The 15,885-nt window shown below is 74.6% G+C and carries 12 protein-coding genes and 2 pseudogenes; 6 read left to right on the forward strand and 8 right to left on the reverse strand.

What is annotated here, in order from left to right; all coding sequences use genetic code 11:
• Nucleotides 1-36: 36 nt before the first annotated feature.
• Complete coding sequence (locus tag ACSNN7_RS25725; RefSeq protein WP_436683517.1) at nucleotides 37-621, reverse strand: GOLPH3/VPS74 family protein; 585 nt, start codon at nucleotides 619-621, stop codon at nucleotides 37-39.
• 143 nt (nucleotides 622-764) lie between these two features.
• On the opposite strand from ACSNN7_RS25725, the gene ACSNN7_RS25730 reads away from it, so the two are divergent.
• From ACSNN7_RS25730 to ACSNN7_RS25745, 4 genes and pseudogenes are all read left to right on the forward strand, one after another.
• Nucleotides 765-1,607: a helix-turn-helix domain-containing protein gene (locus tag ACSNN7_RS25730; protein ID WP_436683518.1), complete on the forward strand. Its 843-nt coding sequence runs from the start codon at nucleotides 765-767 to the stop codon at nucleotides 1,605-1,607.
• Nucleotides 1,608-1,646: 39 nt separating this feature from the next.
• Nucleotides 1,647-1,847, forward strand: coding sequence for a DUF397 domain-containing protein (locus ACSNN7_RS25735; protein ID WP_436683519.1), 201 nt, complete (start codon nucleotides 1,647-1,649; stop codon nucleotides 1,845-1,847).
• 23 nt (nucleotides 1,848-1,870) lie between these two features.
• Nucleotides 1,871-3,382, forward strand: a pseudogene (locus ACSNN7_RS25740) (helicase-related protein); the annotation flags it as partial.
• Nucleotides 3,383-3,535: 153 nt separating this feature from the next.
• Nucleotides 3,536-4,528, forward strand: a pseudogene (locus ACSNN7_RS25745) (ATP-dependent helicase C-terminal domain-containing protein); the annotation flags it as partial.
• A gap of 6 nt (nucleotides 4,529-4,534) precedes the next feature.
• Here ACSNN7_RS25745 and ACSNN7_RS25750 read toward each other — a convergent pair.
• A complete protein-coding gene (locus tag ACSNN7_RS25750; RefSeq protein WP_436683520.1) occupies nucleotides 4,535-5,260 on the reverse strand; it encodes a PP2C family protein-serine/threonine phosphatase in 726 nt (241 codons plus the stop codon).
• A gap of 213 nt (nucleotides 5,261-5,473) precedes the next feature.
• Here ACSNN7_RS25750 and ACSNN7_RS25755 point away from each other — a divergent pair, with 213 nt between their 5' ends.
• Nucleotides 5,474-8,083, forward strand: coding sequence for a glycoside hydrolase family 9 protein (locus tag ACSNN7_RS25755; protein WP_436683521.1), 2,610 nt, complete (start codon nucleotides 5,474-5,476; stop codon nucleotides 8,081-8,083).
• 113 nt (nucleotides 8,084-8,196) lie between these two features.
• Here ACSNN7_RS25755 and ACSNN7_RS25760 read toward each other — a convergent pair whose 3' ends face one another.
• Together ACSNN7_RS25760 and ACSNN7_RS25765 are read right to left on the reverse strand one after the other, a co-directional pair.
• Complete coding sequence (locus ACSNN7_RS25760) at nucleotides 8,197-8,706, reverse strand: GNAT family N-acetyltransferase (protein WP_436683522.1); 510 nt, start codon at nucleotides 8,704-8,706, stop codon at nucleotides 8,197-8,199.
• A gap of 134 nt (nucleotides 8,707-8,840) precedes the next feature.
• The gene (locus ACSNN7_RS25765; RefSeq protein ID WP_436683523.1) at nucleotides 8,841-10,043 is read right to left on the reverse strand and encodes a snapalysin family zinc-dependent metalloprotease; all 1,203 of its coding nucleotides are present in this window, start codon (nucleotides 10,041-10,043) and stop codon (nucleotides 8,841-8,843) included.
• A gap of 140 nt (nucleotides 10,044-10,183) precedes the next feature.
• On the opposite strand from ACSNN7_RS25765, the gene ACSNN7_RS25770 reads away from it, so the two are divergent.
• The gene (locus ACSNN7_RS25770; RefSeq protein WP_436683524.1) at nucleotides 10,184-11,473 is read left to right on the forward strand and encodes an MFS transporter; all 1,290 of its coding nucleotides are present in this window, start codon (nucleotides 10,184-10,186) and stop codon (nucleotides 11,471-11,473) included.
• Between the two features lie 19 nt (nucleotides 11,474-11,492).
• Here ACSNN7_RS25770 and ACSNN7_RS25775 read toward each other — a convergent pair whose 3' ends face one another.
• The 4 genes from ACSNN7_RS25775 to ACSNN7_RS25790 are packed head-to-tail and all read right to left on the reverse strand — an operon-like array spanning nucleotide 11,493 to nucleotide 15,784.
• Nucleotides 11,493-11,750, reverse strand: coding sequence for a UBP-type zinc finger domain-containing protein (locus ACSNN7_RS25775; RefSeq protein ID WP_436683525.1), 258 nt, complete (start codon nucleotides 11,748-11,750; stop codon nucleotides 11,493-11,495).
• On the reverse strand, nucleotides 11,747-13,327 hold the full coding sequence (locus ACSNN7_RS25780; RefSeq protein WP_436683526.1) for a Na+/H+ antiporter: 1,581 nt from the start codon (nucleotides 13,325-13,327) through the stop codon (nucleotides 11,747-11,749). Before ACSNN7_RS25780 ends, ACSNN7_RS25775 begins: the two co-directional genes overlap by 4 nt.
• A gap of 36 nt (nucleotides 13,328-13,363) precedes the next feature.
• On the reverse strand, nucleotides 13,364-14,329 hold the full coding sequence (locus ACSNN7_RS25785) for a TIGR03885 family FMN-dependent LLM class oxidoreductase (protein WP_436683527.1): 966 nt from the start codon (nucleotides 14,327-14,329) through the stop codon (nucleotides 13,364-13,366).
• 42 nt (nucleotides 14,330-14,371) lie between these two features.
• Entirely contained in the window at nucleotides 14,372-15,784 is a 1,413-nt protein-coding gene (locus ACSNN7_RS25790) for an NADP-dependent succinic semialdehyde dehydrogenase (RefSeq protein WP_436683528.1), read from the reverse strand.
• Nucleotides 15,785-15,885: the final 101 nt, after the last annotated feature.

A 15,885-nucleotide genomic window follows, 5' to 3' on the forward strand; every position in this document is an offset into this window, starting at 1 on the left:
CGTGCTGCTGATCACCGAGATCGCGGTGATCGTCGTCTACGACCTCGCCCAGCTCACCCACCCGGCGGGCAGGGCGGGGATGAGCACGGCGAGCCGGTGGTGGGCCCGGGGGCCGGCGCTCCAGAGCACCTCCCGGGTCAGCCCGGCGGCGCTGACCAGGCCGAGCAGGGCGGCGTCCGGCACCTGCGGGGGATCGGGCCGGTCGAGCAGGGCGCGCAGCCGGGTGGCCGGCCAGGCCGCCACGTTGAGGTCGATCGGGACGTAGCTGACGCTGGTGCGCAGCAGTCGGCGGCTCTCCTGCCGGCGCAGGACCCCGGCGCGGGCCAGCCGCTCCCCCACCGACGTCGTCGCCGACTGGGCCAGGAAACTCAGCCAGGTCCGCACCGACTGGTGCTGCGACTCGCCGATCAGCTGGTCCAGCACGGTGTGCGCGAGGGCGTCCGCCGGTGGACGCCGGTCCACCACCGTGACGAGCCCGCCGGAGACGGTGATCTGTCCGAACAGGACCAGCTCGCCGAGGAGGGCACCGGCGAGCCCCAGCCCGGTCGCGGACGGGTGCAGCCTCGCCTTGCCCCGGCTGTCGTTGTGGGCGATGAGGAAGAACTCGTCAGCGATGAGCAACGAGCCTCCAACGCAGGTTGTCCACAAGTGATCGACGCCGGGTGACAGGATGCCCGCACACTGCGACCAATGCAACTCCCAGATTCGATAGTTGCACTCCGTACTGAGGCGACCTGCGGATCTTGCCGTGACAGACTCGGAGGGTGACCGCCAGTCCCACCGTCCGCCGCCGCCGCATCGCCCGCGAGCTTCGCCAGCTGCGGGAGCGCGCCGGCATGACGCTCGACGTCGCCGCCCGTCAGCTCGACATGTCCAAGAGCAACCTGTCCCGGATCGAGAACGCCCAGATCGGCATCAAGCCGCGCGACGTGCGGGCCGCCCTGGCCCTGTACGCGGTCACCGGCGCCGACGCCGAGGCGCTGATCGAGATCGCCCGCGGGGCGCAGCAGCGCGGCTGGTGGCAGAACTACAGCGACGTCCTGCCGGAGTGGTTCGAGTTCTACGTCGGACTGGAGGCCGAGGCGGCGGCGCTGCGCACGTACGAGGCGGAGTCGGTGCCCGGCCTGCTGCAGACCGAGGCGTACGCGCGGGAGATCTACCGGCGCACCGCGGGCGAGGACGGGCTGGAGCGCAAGGTCGCCGCCCGGCTGCGCCGGCAGGAGGTGCTGCGTCGGGAGTCCCCGGTGCAGCTCTCGGTGGTGCTCAACGAGGCGGTGCTGCGGCGCCCGGTCGGCGGTGCGGCCGTGATGGCCGAGCAGCTGACCCACATGGCCACCGTCGCGCAATCACCCAACGTAACTATTCACGTACTTCCATTCGAAGCCGGCGGGCATCCGGCGATGAGCACGCCGTACGTGATCCTGAACTTCGCCGACGCCGCCGACGCCTCCGTGGTCTACCTGGACAACCTCACGATGGGGCTGGCTCTGGAGGAAGCCGGTCACGTGCGCGGGTATAGCCTGGTGCACGAGGAGCTGTGCCGGATGGCACTCGATCCGGCGGACTCGGTGGCCCGCCTGGAGGAGGCTTCTCGTTACTTTGCGTGACTGATTCGGGCACGCCAGCGAAAGACGAGAGGTACGGGGATGACCGCGCTCGACCTGACCCGGGCGGACTGGCGCACCAGCACGCGCAGCAGCGGCAACGGCAACTGCGTGGAGGTCGCCCCGGTCGACGGTCGGGTCGCCGTCCGCGACAGCAAGGACCGCAGCGGGCCGGTGCTGGTCTTCTCCCGCGCCACCTGGACGGCCTTCGTCACCGGCGTCGACGCGGTGCGCCCCGGCTGACCGCCGGGTGCCACAGTGGGCACGTGCTCTCCGACGTATCCCTGAGACTGCCGGTCAGTCCGGTGCTGCCGGCGCTGGTCGCGGCGCTGGCCGAGGCCGGCGGCGCGGTGCTGGTGGCGCCGCCCGGCACCGGCAAGACCACGCTCGCGCCCCTCGCGGTGGCCGACGAGGTCGACGGCCGGGTGCTGGTCGCCCAGCCGCGCCGGGTGGCCGCCCGCGCGGCGGCCCGCCGGATGGCCGACCTGCTCGGCGAGCGGGTCGGCGGACGGGTCGGGTACGCGGTGCGCGGCGAGCGCCGGGTCGGCCGGACGACCCGGATCGAGGTGGTCACCACCGGCCTGCTGGTACGCCGCCTGCACCACGACCCCGAGTTGCCCGGGGTCGGCGCGGTGCTGCTCGACGAGGTCCACGAGCGGCAGCTCGACGCGGACCTGGCGCTGGCCTTCGCGGTGGACTCCCGGGCGGCCCTCCGCCCCGACCTGTGGCTGCTGGCGATGTCGGCGACGCCGGAGGCGGACCGGTTCGCCGCGCTGCTCGGCACGGACCGGCCGGTCCCGGTGGTCCGGGCCGAGGCGGCGCTGCACCCGGTCACCCGGATCTGGGCGCCCCCGCCCCGGCCGGTGACCCCGCCCGGCGCGGGCCGGGTGGACCCGGCCCTGCTGGACCACGTGGCGGCCACCGTCCGGCGGGCGCTGCACGAGCGCGACGGGGACCTGCTGGTCTTCCTGCCCGGGGCGGGCGAGATCGGCGGGGTGGCCCGGCGGCTGGCGGACCTGACCGACCGGCTGGCCGTCCTGCCGCTGCACGGGCGGCTGCCCGGTGCCGCGCAGGACGCCGCGCTGCGCCCCGCCGACCGCCGCCGGGTGGTGCTGGCCACCTCGGTGGCCGAGAGCAGCCTCACCGTGCCCGGCGTCCGGGTGGTGGTGGACGCGGGGCTGAGCCGGGTGGCCCGCACCGACCTGTCCCGGGGGCTGGGTGCCCTGGTCACCGTCCCGGTTTCCCGGGCCGCCGCCACGCAACGCGCCGGGCGGGCCGGTCGGGAGGCGCCCGGCCACGTCTACCGCTGCTGGTCGGCGGCCACCCACGAGCGGCTGGCCGCGCAGCCCGAGCCGGAGATCGCCACCGCCGACCTGACCGGATTCGCCCTGGAGCTGGCGGCCTGGGGCAGCCCGGACGGCGCGGGCCTGGCCCTGCCCGATCCGCCGCCGGCGGCGGCGCTGACGGTGGCCCGGGAGACCTTGGCCGGCCTCGGCGCCGTCGACGCGGACGGCCGGATCACCGCGCGGGGCCGGGCGATCGCCGCCGCCGGTGCCCATCCCCGGCTGGGCCGGGCCCTGCTCGACGGCGCGCCGCGGGTCGGCGCGGACCGGGCGGCGGAGCTGGTCGCGCTGCTGGCCGAGGAGGGCCTGACCGGCCGCGAGGACGACCTGGTCGCCGGCTGGCGGCGGCTGCGCGCCGGGGCCGACCCGGGTGCCACCGCGCGCTGGCGCACCGAGGTACGCCGTCTGCGCACCCCCCTGCCCACCGGCGGCGGCACCGGCGGCGACCCGGCCGACGCGACCCCGGCCGGCACCCGGACCGGCGCGGCCGACGCGACCCCGGCCGGGACCGGGACCGGCCCGACCGGCGCGGCCCTGTCCGAGCGCCGGACCGGCCCGGCCCGCACCGGACGGCAGGGCTCGGGGGGCCGGGACCACCTGCCCGATGACCTGGCCGCCGGGCTGCTGGTGGGGCTGGCGTACCCGGAACGGCTGGCCCGGGTGCGCCGGGCCGGCGGGACGTCGTACCTGATGGCCGGCGGGACCGCGGCGGAGCTGACGCCCGGGTCGGGGCTGGCGGGCCTCGACTGGCTGGCCGTCGCGGTCGCGGACCGGTCCCCCGGCGCGCCGACCGCCCGGGTGCGGCTGGCGGCCGGGCTGGACGAGGCGACCGCCCGGGAGGCCGGCGGCCCGCTGCTGCGCGAGGCACGGGAGGTCGGCTGGACCGACGGCGACGTGGTGGCCCGGGAGGTGCTCCGGCTCGGCGCGATCGAGCTGTCGACCCGCCCGCTGGCCCGGCCCGAGCCGGCGCTGCTGGCGGCGGCGCTGCGCGACGGGCTGCAGCAGGAGGGGCTGGCGGTGTTGAGCTGGACGCCGCAGGCCCGGGCGCTGCGGGAGCGGATGGCGTTCTGCCGGCGGGCGCTGGGCGACCAGTGGCCCGAGGTCACCGACGCCGCGCTGCTCGCCGCCGTCGACGACTGGCTCGGCCCGGAGCTGGCGGCCGGGCGGCGCCGGACCGACCTGGCCCGGATCGACGTGGCCGCCGCGCTGCGCCGGCTGCTGCCCTGGCCGCAGGCGGCCCGGCTGGACGAGCTGGCCCCGGAGCGGATCGAGGTGCCCAGCGGCTCCAAGATCCGCATCGACTACGCGGACCCGGCGGCGCCGGTGCTGGCGGTGAAGCTCCAGGAGACCTTCGGCTGGCCGGCGGCCCCCCGGATCGCCGAGGGGCGGGTGCCGGTGCTGCTGCACCTGCTCTCCCCGGCCGGCCGGCCGGTGGCGGTCACCGCCGACCTGGCGTCGTTCTGGCGGACCGGATACCCGCAGGTCCGCGCCGAGCTGCGCGGGCGGTATCCGCGCCATCCGTGGCCGGAGGACCCGGGCAGCGCCACGCCCACCCGGCGCACCACGCCCCGGCGGCGCTGAGGGCAGCTACTCCTCGACGATGTCGGCGATCAGCACGGTGACGTTGTCCGGGCCGCCGGCCCGCAGCGCCAGGTCGATCAGGCGGCGGGCGCACAGCTCCCGGTCGGGGGTCTCGGCCAGCACCTCGGCGAGGGTGTCCGGACGGACCACGTTGGAGAGGCCGTCGCTGCACAGCAGCCAGCGGTCCCCGGCCCAGGGGACCATGGTGGCGTAGGTCGGGGAGACCTCGTCGCCCTGCAGGGCCTGGGTGACCACCGCCCGCCGGGGGTGGCTGGCGGCCTCCTCGGGCCCGATCACACCCTGGTCGACGAGCATCTGCACGAAGGTGTCGTCCCGGGTGATCTGCTTGAGGGTGCCCTCGCGGAACAGGTAGGCCCGGGAGTCGCCGACGTGGGCCAGGGCCAGGCAGCTGCCGGTCCTGGCGAAGAGCAGGGCGGTCAGCGTGGTGCCCATGCCCTGCCGTTCCGGATCCTCGCTGACCGCCTGGCGGATCCGCACGGTGGCCAGCTCGATGCCGCTCTGCAGCGCCGCGACCAGAGCGTCCTCGGGGGTCTGGACGTCCAGGGGGGCGATCGCGTCGATGGCGATCCGGCTGGCCAGGTCGCCGGCCGCCATCCCGCCCATGCCGTCGGCGACGGCGACGAGCCAGGCACCGGCGTGCAGGGCGTCCTGGTTTCCGCTGCGGATCAGCCCACGGTCGCTCGCCCCGACGGAACGAAGCTTCAGGGTCATGGGAGGCAGCCTGCCAGGCGGAGGCCGCTGTTGTCTCTAGGAGATCAGGACGACGGGGCGTGGCGCGGCGAATCTCACTGTCCTTCACGTCCGGCGGCCCGCCGGAAGGTCATCCAGCCGGATCGATTGACACCGGAGGAATGCGCTGGAAACATCGAGCCGACACTGGGAGCGCTCCCAGTCATCGCTCTCCCCCGCCCGGAAGGAATCCCCGTGATCCCAATCCGACGCCGCCGGCTCGCGCTGCTGGCGGCGACCGCCCTGGCCCTCACCGGCGCCGGTGCCGGCGTGGCCCACGCCGAGGTCCCGCCGGACGCACCCGAACAGCTGCGCAACGGCGACTTCAGCGCCGGTGTCGCCCCCTGGTTCTCCTACGGCACCGGCGCGCTGGACGCGGCCGACGGCCGGCTCTGCACCACCGTCGCCGGCGGGTCGGCCAATCCCTGGGACGCCGGCATCGGTCACGACGGGGTCCGGCTCAACGCCGGCGCGGAGTACCGGCTGGGCTTCGACATCTCCGCCACCCCCGGCGCCGCCGTCAAGGCCGTCCTCCAGCTCGGCAGCGCCCCCTACACCACCTACGCGGCCGTGGACGCGACCGTCGGCCCCGAGACCGTCCGGGTCGAGCAGACCTTCACGGTGCCCGACGACAACCCCAGCGCTCAATTGATCTTCCAGGTCGGCGGGTCCGCCGCCCAGCAGCGGATCTGCCTGGACGACGTATCGCTGCGCGGCGGCGAGGCGGCCCCGCCGTACCAGCCGGACACGGGGCCCCGGGTCCGGGTCAACCAGGTCGGCTACCTGCCCGGCGGGCCGAAGAACGCCACCGTGGTGACCGAGGCGACCGACCCGCTGCACTGGGAGCTGCGGTCGGCCGCCGGCGCGGTGGTGGCCGGCGGCGAGAGCACCCCGCGCGGCATCGACGCCGCCTCCGGGCAGCACACGCAGACCATCGACTTCTCGGCCTACCGCACGCCGGGCACCGGCTACACGCTGGTCGCCGACGGCGAGACCAGCCATCCGTTCGACATCTCCGGCGCCGTCTACGACCGGCTGCGCGCCGACTCGCTCCAGTTCTTCTACGCCCAGCGCAGCGGCACCCCCATCGACGGCGACCTGATCGGCGCCGAGTACGCCCGCCCGGCCGGGCACGTCGGCGTCACGCCCAACCGGGGCGACACCGAGGTGCCCTGCCAGCCCGGCGTCTGCGACTACTCCCTCGACGTGCGCGGCGGCTGGTACGACGCCGGCGACCACGGCAAGTACGTGGTCAACGGCGGCATCGCCACCTACCAGCTGCTGAACACCTTCGAGCGGACGAAGACCGCGGAGACCGCCGACGGCGGCGCGGCGCTCGGCGACGCCACCTTGCGGGTGCCCGAGCGCGGCAACGGGGTCCCCGACGTGCTCGACGAGGCCCGCTGGGAGCTCGAGTTCCTGCTCCGCATGCAGGTGCCGGCCGGCCGGCCGCTCGCCGGGATGGCCCACCACAAGATCCACGACCGGAACTGGACCGGCCTGCCGCTGGCCCCGCACGACGACCCGCAGCCGCGCGAGCTGCACCCGCCGTCCACCGCGGCCACCCTCAACCTGGCCGCCGTGGCCGCCCAGTGCGCCCGCCTGTTCGCCCCCTACGACGCCGCCTTCGCCGCGCGCTGCGGCACCGCCGCGACGACCGCGTACGCGGCCGCCGAGGCGCACCCGGCGATCTACGCCAGCGCGGCCGACGGCACCGGCGGCGGAGCGTACGAGGACGGCAACGTCACCGACGAGTTCTACTGGGCGGCGGTGGAGCTCTACCTGACCACCGGGAAGAAGGGCTACCTGGACGATCTGACCGCCTCGCCGCACCACACCGGCGACGTCTTCGCCCCCGGCGGGGCCTTCGGCTGGCAGAGCGTGGCTGCACTCGGCCGCCTCGACCTGGCCACCGTGCCGAACGGCCTGCCGGCCGCCGAGCAGGCCCGGATCCGGGCCTCGGTCACCGGCGCCGCCGACCGGTACCTGGCCGCACTGCGCGCCCAGGCGTACGGCCTGCCGCTGCCCGGTGACGCCGGCAACTACGTGTGGGGCAGCAACAGCAACGTGGTCAACAACGCGATCGTGCTGGCCACCGCCTTCGACCTGAGCCGGGACGCCACGTACCGGGACGGGGCCGTGCAGGCGATGGACTACCTGCTGGGGCGCAACGCGCTCAACATGTCGTACGTGACCGGCTGGGGCGAGCAGCACGCCCGCAACCAGCACAGCCGCATCTTCGCCCACCAGCTCGACCCCGGCCTGCCGAACCCGCCGGCCGGTTCGCTGGCCGGCGGGCCGAACGCCGCCCTGCAGGACCCGTACGCCGCGCAGCTGCTCGCCGGCTGCAAGCCGATGTTCTGCTACGTCGACGACATCAACTCGTACGCGACCAACGAGGTGGCGATCAACTGGAACTCGGCGCTGGCCTGGCTCGCCTCGTTCCTCGCCGACCAGGGCGACGCCGGTGCGGTGCCCGCCCACGGCTGCGCCGCCACGTACCGGGTGCACGGCGCCTGGTCGGACGGCTTCAACACGCAGGTCACCGTCCGCAACACCGGCACGAGCGCGGTGAGCGGCTGGACCGTCCGGTACGCCTTCACCGGTGACCAGCAGGTCGAGCAGGCGTGGACGGCCCAGGTCGCCCAGTCCGGGGCCACGGTGACGGCCCGGAACCTGCCGTACAACGCGAAGATCCCGCCGGGCGGCAGCGTGACCTTCGGCCTGATCGCCGAGGCCGGCACCCTCGCCAACCCCGCTCCCCGCCTGATCACCCTCAACGGCGCCGCCTGCACCCTGTCCTGACCGCCACCTCGCCGGTCGAGATCCGCCCACGTTCACGGAAAGAGTGGCCTCCCGGCTCCGGAAGGCCACTCTTTTCCGGGGGAAAGCGTGCCCGGCCACCGTGGCGGGGCCGGTCAGAGCGGGCGACGCATCGCCACCCGGTCGGCGGGGTCGAGTCCGAGTGCCGCCTCGGCGGTCAGCACCTCGGTGAGGCCGGGGCCGAGCTGCGCCGGTGACAGCGCGACGAACCCGCACCGGGCGTAGTACGGCGCGTTCCACGGCACGCTGCGGAAGGTGGTCAGGGTCAGCGCCGGCAGGCCCCGCTCTGCCGCCCACCCGGCCACGTGGTCGAGCAGCCGCCGGCCGACGCCCCGGCGGGCGTGCGCGGGATGGACGCTGAGCTGTTGGACGTGGGCGCAGTCGTCGACCAGGTGCGCCACGGCGAAGGCGATCGGCCGGTCGTCGGCGTCGGCCGCCACCCAGACCCGGCCGGCCCGCCGGCCTTCGTCGAGCACGTCCAGGCCGAGCGGTGGCGCGTCGGCGACGTCGACCATGCCGATCTCCCGGAACGGCGCGCCGGAGGCCGCCTCGATGCGTTGCAGGTCGGCGAGTTCGTCCGCCCGGGCCGTTCTGATCCGCTCCACGGTCCCGACCCCACCAGGGCGATGCTGGTGCCGCCAGTCAATTTCCGCGGCCGGGCCGGGCACCGTGGGGCGGCCCGGTGGGGCGTCCGCGCCCGCTGCGGGAGGAACGGACGCCCCAGGCGTACGGGTCGTGCTCAGGCGGGCAGGCCGCCCACCTGGGTGTTGATCCAGGAGCGGATCGACGGCAGGTCGCCGTAGATGGACGGGCCGGTGGCGCAGGTGGAGTTGTTGTTGCCGGCCCGGCTGGTCGCGCCGATCAGGTTCCACACCCCGTTGATCTGCCGCACCTGCGGGCCGCCGGAGTCGCCGTAGCAGGCGCCGGAGTTGCCGTTGGTGTTGTTGGTGCAGATCTCGTACGTCCCGTTGATGCCGATGCACCGGCTGTCCGAGACGATCGAGGTGTCGAGTTCGTTGGCGACCGCCGGCGCGGAGCCGCAACCCCGCTGCGGGCAGGTCTGGCCCCAGCCGATGATCCGGGTGGCCGTGCCGACCGCGCCGGAGGTGGTCGGGATCGGGGCCGGGGCGTAGCTGACCGAGCTGGCCAGTTGCAGCAGCTTGACGTCGATGGAGGGGTGGCTGACCGCCCGGGTCACCCGGACCACGGTCCCCCCGCTGGTGCGGTTGACGCTGCCCACCCGCACCGACGTCGGCGTGGAGCAGTGCCGGGCGGTGACCGCCCAGTTCGCCTTGATCAGCGTGCCGGTGCAACCCGAGACGTAGACCATCCACGGGTAGTTCTCGCTGGCCGGACGGCCGCCGACCACGAACGGCCCGGCGTCGTCGGCCCCGGACCAGGTGTAGCTGACGCCGGCGGCGGGGGCGGCGAGCGTGCCGCCGAACAGCGAGTTCACCCGGGACGCCTCGGCGGCGCTCGGGTACGCGTTCTTGCAGGACACCGGCGCGCTGCTGCCGGACATCAGGTCGGAGCAGAGCCCGGTGCGCCGGTCCGGCAGACCGAGGATGTGGCCGATCTCGTGGCTGGCGATCCGGGTCCGGTCGTAGCCCTGGTTCACCGCCTGCCGTCCCATCCAGACCCGGCCGGAGCCGAGCCCGGTCGGCTGTGCCCGGGGCCAGCCGTCGTCGACGTAGATGGTGATGTTGCCGGGCGTGCGGGGCGCGAGCCGGACGGTGCTCACCGAGCTGTTCCAGATCGTCGCGGCCTGGTCGAAGTTGGTGCGGAACTCGCCGGCCCGGCTGGCGTCGTAGTAGACGGTCCGGACGGCGGCGGAGGCCGCCGTCGCCTCGACCGCCGTCAGGCCGAGCGTCGCCAGCACCATCGCGAGCAGGGCGCCCGCGGTACGCGAGAAGCTGAGTCGTCGGAACATCCGACCTCCCATCAATAGATGCCTGTTGATGCTAGACGTATCGATGACAGTCGGTGTGATACCGAAATCGTCATATGGTGGCCATGAATGTGACGGGCGTCGCCCGCGCCGGGGCACCGCCGGCGACGGCCGGGCCCCTACGGTCGAGGGCGATGGATGTCCGCCCGCGCTGGTCCCCGCTGCCCCCACCGGGCCGGCTGCGGACGCTGGCCCTGGCCACCCTCGCCAACACGGTCGGCTCGGGGCTCTGGCTCGCCGGCGCGCCGCTCTACCTGACCCGGGACGTCGGGCTGCATCCCGCGGCGGTCGGGCTGGGGCTCACCCTGGCCGGGTTGCTGGGGCTGACCGCCGCCGTACCGCTCGGCGGCCTGGCCGACCGCCGCGACCCGCGTACGCTGCGGGCCCTGCTGCAACTGCTCCAGGCCGGGGTCGCCGGGGCGTACCTGCTGGTCGGCTCGTTCCCCGCGTTCCTGGTGGTGGCGGTGCTGGACGCGCTGCTCACCTCCGGCAACCTGGCGGTACGCGCCGCCCTGGTCGCCGCCGTCGGCGGACCCGAGGGGCGGGTGCACGCCTTCGCCACCCTGCGCGCGGTGGCGAACCTCGGCATCGCGCTCGGCGCCGGGCTGGCCGCGTTCGCGCTCGCGGCCGACACGCACCTGGCGTACCAGGTGCTGGTGGTCGGCAACGCGGTCACCTATCTGGTGTCGGCGGCGCTGCTGATGCGGCTGCCCGGCCAGTCGCCCCCGGCCGTCCCGGCGCGGCCGGTGCCGACGGCGCGGGTGCTGCGGGACCGGCCGTTCCTGGCCGTCAGCGCGGCGTCGGCGGTGCTGGTGCTGCACGCGACGGTGCTCACCCTGATCGTGCCGTTGTGGGCGGTGAACCGGACCGGGGCGCCACCGGCCGTGGTGTCGGCGGTGCTGCTGGTCAACACGTCGCTCACGGTGCTGCTGGCGGTGCGGCTCGCCCGGGGCGCGGACACCGCCGTCCCGGCCGCCGCCGCGATGCGCCGGGCCGGCCTGGTGCTGGCGGTGGCGATGCTGCTGTACGCGGCCACCACCGGCATGCCGGCCGGGCCGGCGATCGGTCTGCTGCTGCTCGCCACCGCCGTCTACACCGTCGGCGACCTGTGGCACGGCGCCGCCGGCGCGGGGCTCGCCTACGGCCTGGCCGCGCGGGAGGCGATCGGGGCGTACCAGGGGGTGGACGGGATGCTCGCCGGTCTCGCCCGGGCCGTCGGACCGGCGCTGCTGACCTGGGCGGTCCTCGACGGCGGGGTCGCCGGGTGGTGCGCGCTGGCCCTGCTCTTCGCGCTCGTCGGGCTTCTCGTCCCGGCGCTGACCCGGCGGGCCCTCGCCGTCGGTGCGGGGCCGGCGGCGGACGACGGGCCCGCACCGGCGTCCGGCGCCGCGGCGCGACGGCGAGCACGCGCCGACCGCCGCTGATCCGGCAGCACGGCAGCGGTCAGCCGACCTCCTCGTCGACGAAGCACCAGCGCCAGGTCTCCCCCGGCTGGATCGAGCGCATCACCGGGTGCCCGCTGGACTCGAAGTGCTTCGTCGCGTGCTGGTACGGCGAGGAGTCGCAGCAGCCGACGTGCCCGCAGCTCAGGCAGGCGCGCAGGTGCACCCAGTAGTCGTTGCCGACCGCGACGCAGTCCGGGCAGACGTCCTCGGCCTGCGCCTCGGCGTCGCCCGCCTCGGTCAGATGCTGGCAGCTCACTCGTCGGCCTCCCGGGTCAGCAAAGACTCCTCCAGGTCCAGGTCACGGTACGCCCGCACCAGCACCTCCTCCGGTATCCGGCCGGAGTCACGCGCGGCCCGGTACACCTCCCGCTCGGCGTCGATCATCTCCTGCCGCAGCCGGCCGTACGCCTGGGACGGGGTTTCCCGGCCCTCGCCGCCCAGCCGCTCCCAGGCCAGGTTGGTCCGCGCCTGCAGCAGCTCGCGCAGCCGCTCCACCACCGACGGCGGCGCGCCGGGCGCCAGCTCGTCCAGCCGGTCCCGGGCCGCCTTGCTGGCCTGCTGCTGCACCGCCGCGGCGGAGAGCGCGTCCTGCACCGGGTCGTCCGGCGGCAGCTTGAGCCGGCGGGCCACCAGCGGCAGGGTGGCGCCCTGCACCACCAGGGTCACCACGATCACCGCGAAGGCCAGCCAGATGAACAGCTCCCGCTGGTAGGGCCGGCCCCCGGCCAGGGTCAGCGGCAGGGCCAGCGCGGCGGCGAGCGTCACCACGCCGCGCATCCCGGCCCAGCCGATGATGATCGGCACCCGCGCCGGTGGGGCCGGGTCCCGGCGGCGCACCCGGGGCACCAGCCGGGCCAGGTAGGTGGCGGGGAAGAGCCAGACGAACCGGGACAGGAAGACGGCGAGCAGCACCGCGAGGGTGATGGCGGCCAGCCGGCCGACCGGTTCGTCGAGGTCGCGGACCACGTCCCGGAGCTGGAGGCCGACCAGCAGGAAGACCAGCCCCTCCAGCAGGAACCGGGCCAGCCGCCAGAACGCGCCCACCTGCAGCCGGGAGGCCGCCGACATCAGCAGCGGCATCTTGTGGCCGATGCCGAGCCCGGTCACCACGACCGCGACCACCCCGGAGGCGTGGATCTCCTCGGCGGCGAAGACCACCGCGAACGGCACGATCAGCGACAGCGCGTTGTCCAGCAGCGCGTCACCGGTCCGCTTGTGCAGATAGCCGAAGACGACCACGCCGAGCAGGCCGACCAGGACGCCGCCGCCGGTGGAGCGCAGCACCTCCCAGGCCACCTCCCCGAACTCCACCCGGCCGCCGCTCACCGTCGCGGCGATGATCGAGACACGGAGCAGCACCAGCGCGGTGGCGTCGTTGACCAGGCTCTCCCCCTCCAGGATGGTCACGATCCGGCGGGGAAGCCCGACCCGCCGGGCCACCGCGGTGGCGGCCACCGCGTCGGGCGGCGCCACCACCGCGCCGAGCGCCAGGCAGATCGCGTACGGCAGGCCGGGCATGAGCAGGTACACGACGGTGCCCACCACGAACGCGGTGAACAGCACCAGTCCCACCGCCAGCAGCAGGATCGGCCGCAGGTTGAGCCGGAACGCCGGCACCGACGTCTCCAGGGCCGCGACGTAGAGCAGCGGCGGCAGGATGCCGACCAGGACCAGGTCCGGGTCGAGGCGTACCTGCGGGAAGCCGGGCAGATAGGACAGCGCGAGGCCGAGCACGACCAGCAGGATCGGCGCGAGCAGCCCCAGCCGCCGGGCCAGCGCCGCGCCGAACGTCGCGATCGCGAGGAAGACCACGACCTCGAACAGAGCCTCCATGGGGTACGAGCCTAGGCGGCCCGCGGCCTCCCGGGATCAGGCGGTGGTCCGCAACTTCGGCAGCACCTGCGCGCCGAACGTGTCGATGAACGCCCGCTGCTCCTGCCCGACGTGGTGCAGGGCGATCTGGTCGAAGCCGAGTTCGGCGTACTCCTCCAGCCAGCCGACGTGCCGGCCGGTGTCGGCCGAGATGTTGACGACCTCGGCGACCTTCTCCATCGGCACCTGCTCGGAGACCACGTCGAAGTGCTCGGGGGTGTCCAGGTCCCAGCAGACCGGCGGGGCGAAGATGTTGCTGCGCCACTGCTCGTACGCGATCGCCTCGGCCTCGGCCTGCTCGGGCGCCCAGCTGACGTGCACCTGCAGGTGCAGCGGACCGCGCCCGCCGGCGTCCCGGTACGCGTCGATCATCTCCCGCAGGTGCGCGGTGGGGGCGTTGACGGTGATCAGGCCGTCGGCCCACTCGGCGCACCAGCGGGCGGTGGCGACGCTGACCGCCGCGCCGATCAGGGCCGGCGGCTGCTCCGGACGGGTCCAGAGCCGGGCCCGGTCGACCCGGACCAGGCCGTCGTGGCTGACCTCCTCGCCGGCCAGCAGCGCCCGGATGACGTCGACGCACTCGCGCAGCCGGGCCGACCGCACGTCCTTGCGCGGCCAGCCGTCGCCGGTGATGTGCTCGTTGCTCGCCTCGCCGGTGCCGAGCGCGGCCCAGAACCGGCCCGGGTACATCGCCCCGAGGGTGCCGATGGCCTGCGCGATGATCGCCGGGTGGTAGCGCTGGCCGGGCGCGTTGACCACGCCGAAGGGCAGGTCGGTGGCCTGGAGGGCGGCACCCAGCCAGGACCAGGCGAAGCCGGACTGGCCCTGCCGGGTGCTCCACGGCGAGAAGTGGTCCGAGGACATGGCGGCGTCGAAGCCGGCCCGCTCGGCGTGGATCACCGCCTCCAGCAGCCGGCTCGGGTGGATCTGCTCGTGGGAGGCGTGGAAGCCGAACACCGTCATGGGTCCTTCCCTACCCATGCCGGTCTCCGGCCAAAAGCGGTGCTACTCGGCGTGCGCGCCGGCGCCGGCGGACGCTGCGCCCTCCCCCACCCAGACGGTCTTGGTGTTGCAGAACTCGCGCATGCCGACGGCGGACAGTTCCCGGCCGTAGCCGGAGTTCTTCACCCCGCCGAACGGCAGCTCCGGGAAGGAGGTGGTCATGCCGTTGAGGAAGACGCTGCCGGCGTCCAGGTCGGTGGCGAAGCGCTCCTGCTCCTGCGGGTCGGTGGTCCAGGCGTTCGAGCCGAGGCCGAAGGAGGTGCCGTTGGCGACCTCGATCGCCTCCTCGTACGACGACACCCGGTAGAGGCCGGCGACCGGCCCGAAGACCTCCTCCGCCCACATCCGCATCTGCGGGTTCAGGTCGGTGACCACGGTCGGCGGATAGAACCAGCCGTCGCCGGCCGGCTTCTCGCCGCCGCAGAGCACGGTGGCGCCGTGCTCGACCGCGTCCTGCACCTGGGCGTGGATCTCGTCCCGGCCGCGCTCGCTGGCCAGCGGCCCCACGTCGGTGTCGGCGTCCATCGGGTCGCCGACCCGCAGCGCCGCCATGTTGGCGGCGAACTTCTCGGCGAAGGCGTCGAAGACGTCGGTGTGCACGATGAACCGCTTGGCGGCGATGCAGGACTGGCCGTTGTTCTGGCAGCGGGCGGTGGTGGCGACCTCGGCCGCGCGGTCCAGGTCGGCGGAGGGCATCACCACGAACGGGTCGCTGCCGCCCAGCTCCAGCACCGTCTTCTTCAGCTCCCGCCCGGCGATCTGGCCGATCGAGCGGCCCGCCCCCTCGCTGCCGGTCAGCGTGGCGGCGCGTACCCGCGGGTCGCTGAGGATCCGGTCCACGGCCTCCGAGCCGACCAGCAGGGTGGTGAACGCGCCTTCGGGGAACCCGGCGCGGCGGAACAAATCCTCCAGGTAGAGGGCGGTCTGCGGCACGTTGGAGGCGTGCTTGAGCAGGCCGGTGTTGCCGGCCATCAGCGCCGGCGCGGCGAAGCGCATCACCTGCCAGAGCGGGAAGTTCCACGGCATCACCGCCAGCACCGGTCCGATCGGCTGGTACCGCACGAACGCGCGCTTCGCCTTGACGGCGCCGGCGTCGGCGGGCTCGTCGGCGAGCATCCGCTCGGCGTTGGCCGCGTAGAACCGGCAGGCGCTGGCGCTCTTGGTCACCTCGGCCTTCGCCGCCGCGTACGTCTTGCCCATCTCGGTGGTCATCATCCGGGCGGTGGCGTCCCGTTCCGCGTCGAGCAGGTCGGCCGCCGCGTTCATCCACTCCGCCCGCTGGGCGACCGTGGTGCCGTGCAGGTCCCGGAACGCCACGTCGGCCCGGTCGATCGCGGCGTCGAGCTGCTCGTCCGACATCGGGTCGTACGACTTGAGCACCTGGCCGGTGGCGGGATTGGTGGTGGCGATCGGCATCTCTGGAACTCCTGTCACTCGAAGAGTGAGTGCCGCACGCCCGGCTCCTCGCGGCGGCGCGCGGCCCGGCGGCGCTGGATGACGAACAGGTCGACCACGGC

It is taken from the genome of Micromonospora sp. URMC 105, from assembly GCF_051386295.1.
In the GTDB taxonomy this organism is placed as follows: domain Bacteria; phylum Actinomycetota; class Actinomycetes; order Mycobacteriales; family Micromonosporaceae; genus Micromonospora.

Bases quoted from the DNA above. Each gene is read 5' to 3' on its own strand.
- ACSNN7_RS25735 (WP_436683519.1), top strand. From the start codon at position 1,647: ATGACCGCGCTCGACCTGACCCGGGCGGACTGGCGCACCAGCACGCGC.
- ACSNN7_RS25750 (WP_436683520.1), bottom strand. From the start codon at position 5,260: ATGACCCTGAAGCTTCGTTCCGTCGGGGCGAGCGACCGTGGGCTGATC.
- ACSNN7_RS25765 (WP_436683523.1), bottom strand. From the start codon at position 10,043: ATGGGAGGTCGGATGTTCCGACGACTCAGCTTCTCGCGTACCGCGGGC.
- ACSNN7_RS25770 (WP_436683524.1), top strand. From the start codon at position 10,184: ATGGATGTCCGCCCGCGCTGGTCCCCGCTGCCCCCACCGGGCCGGCTG.
- ACSNN7_RS25780 (WP_436683526.1), bottom strand. From the start codon at position 13,327: ATGGAGGCTCTGTTCGAGGTCGTGGTCTTCCTCGCGATCGCGACGTTC.
- ACSNN7_RS25785 (WP_436683527.1), bottom strand. From the start codon at position 14,329: ATGACGGTGTTCGGCTTCCACGCCTCCCACGAGCAGATCCACCCGAGC.
- ACSNN7_RS25790 (WP_436683528.1), bottom strand. From the start codon at position 15,784: ATGCCGATCGCCACCACCAATCCCGCCACCGGCCAGGTGCTCAAGTCG.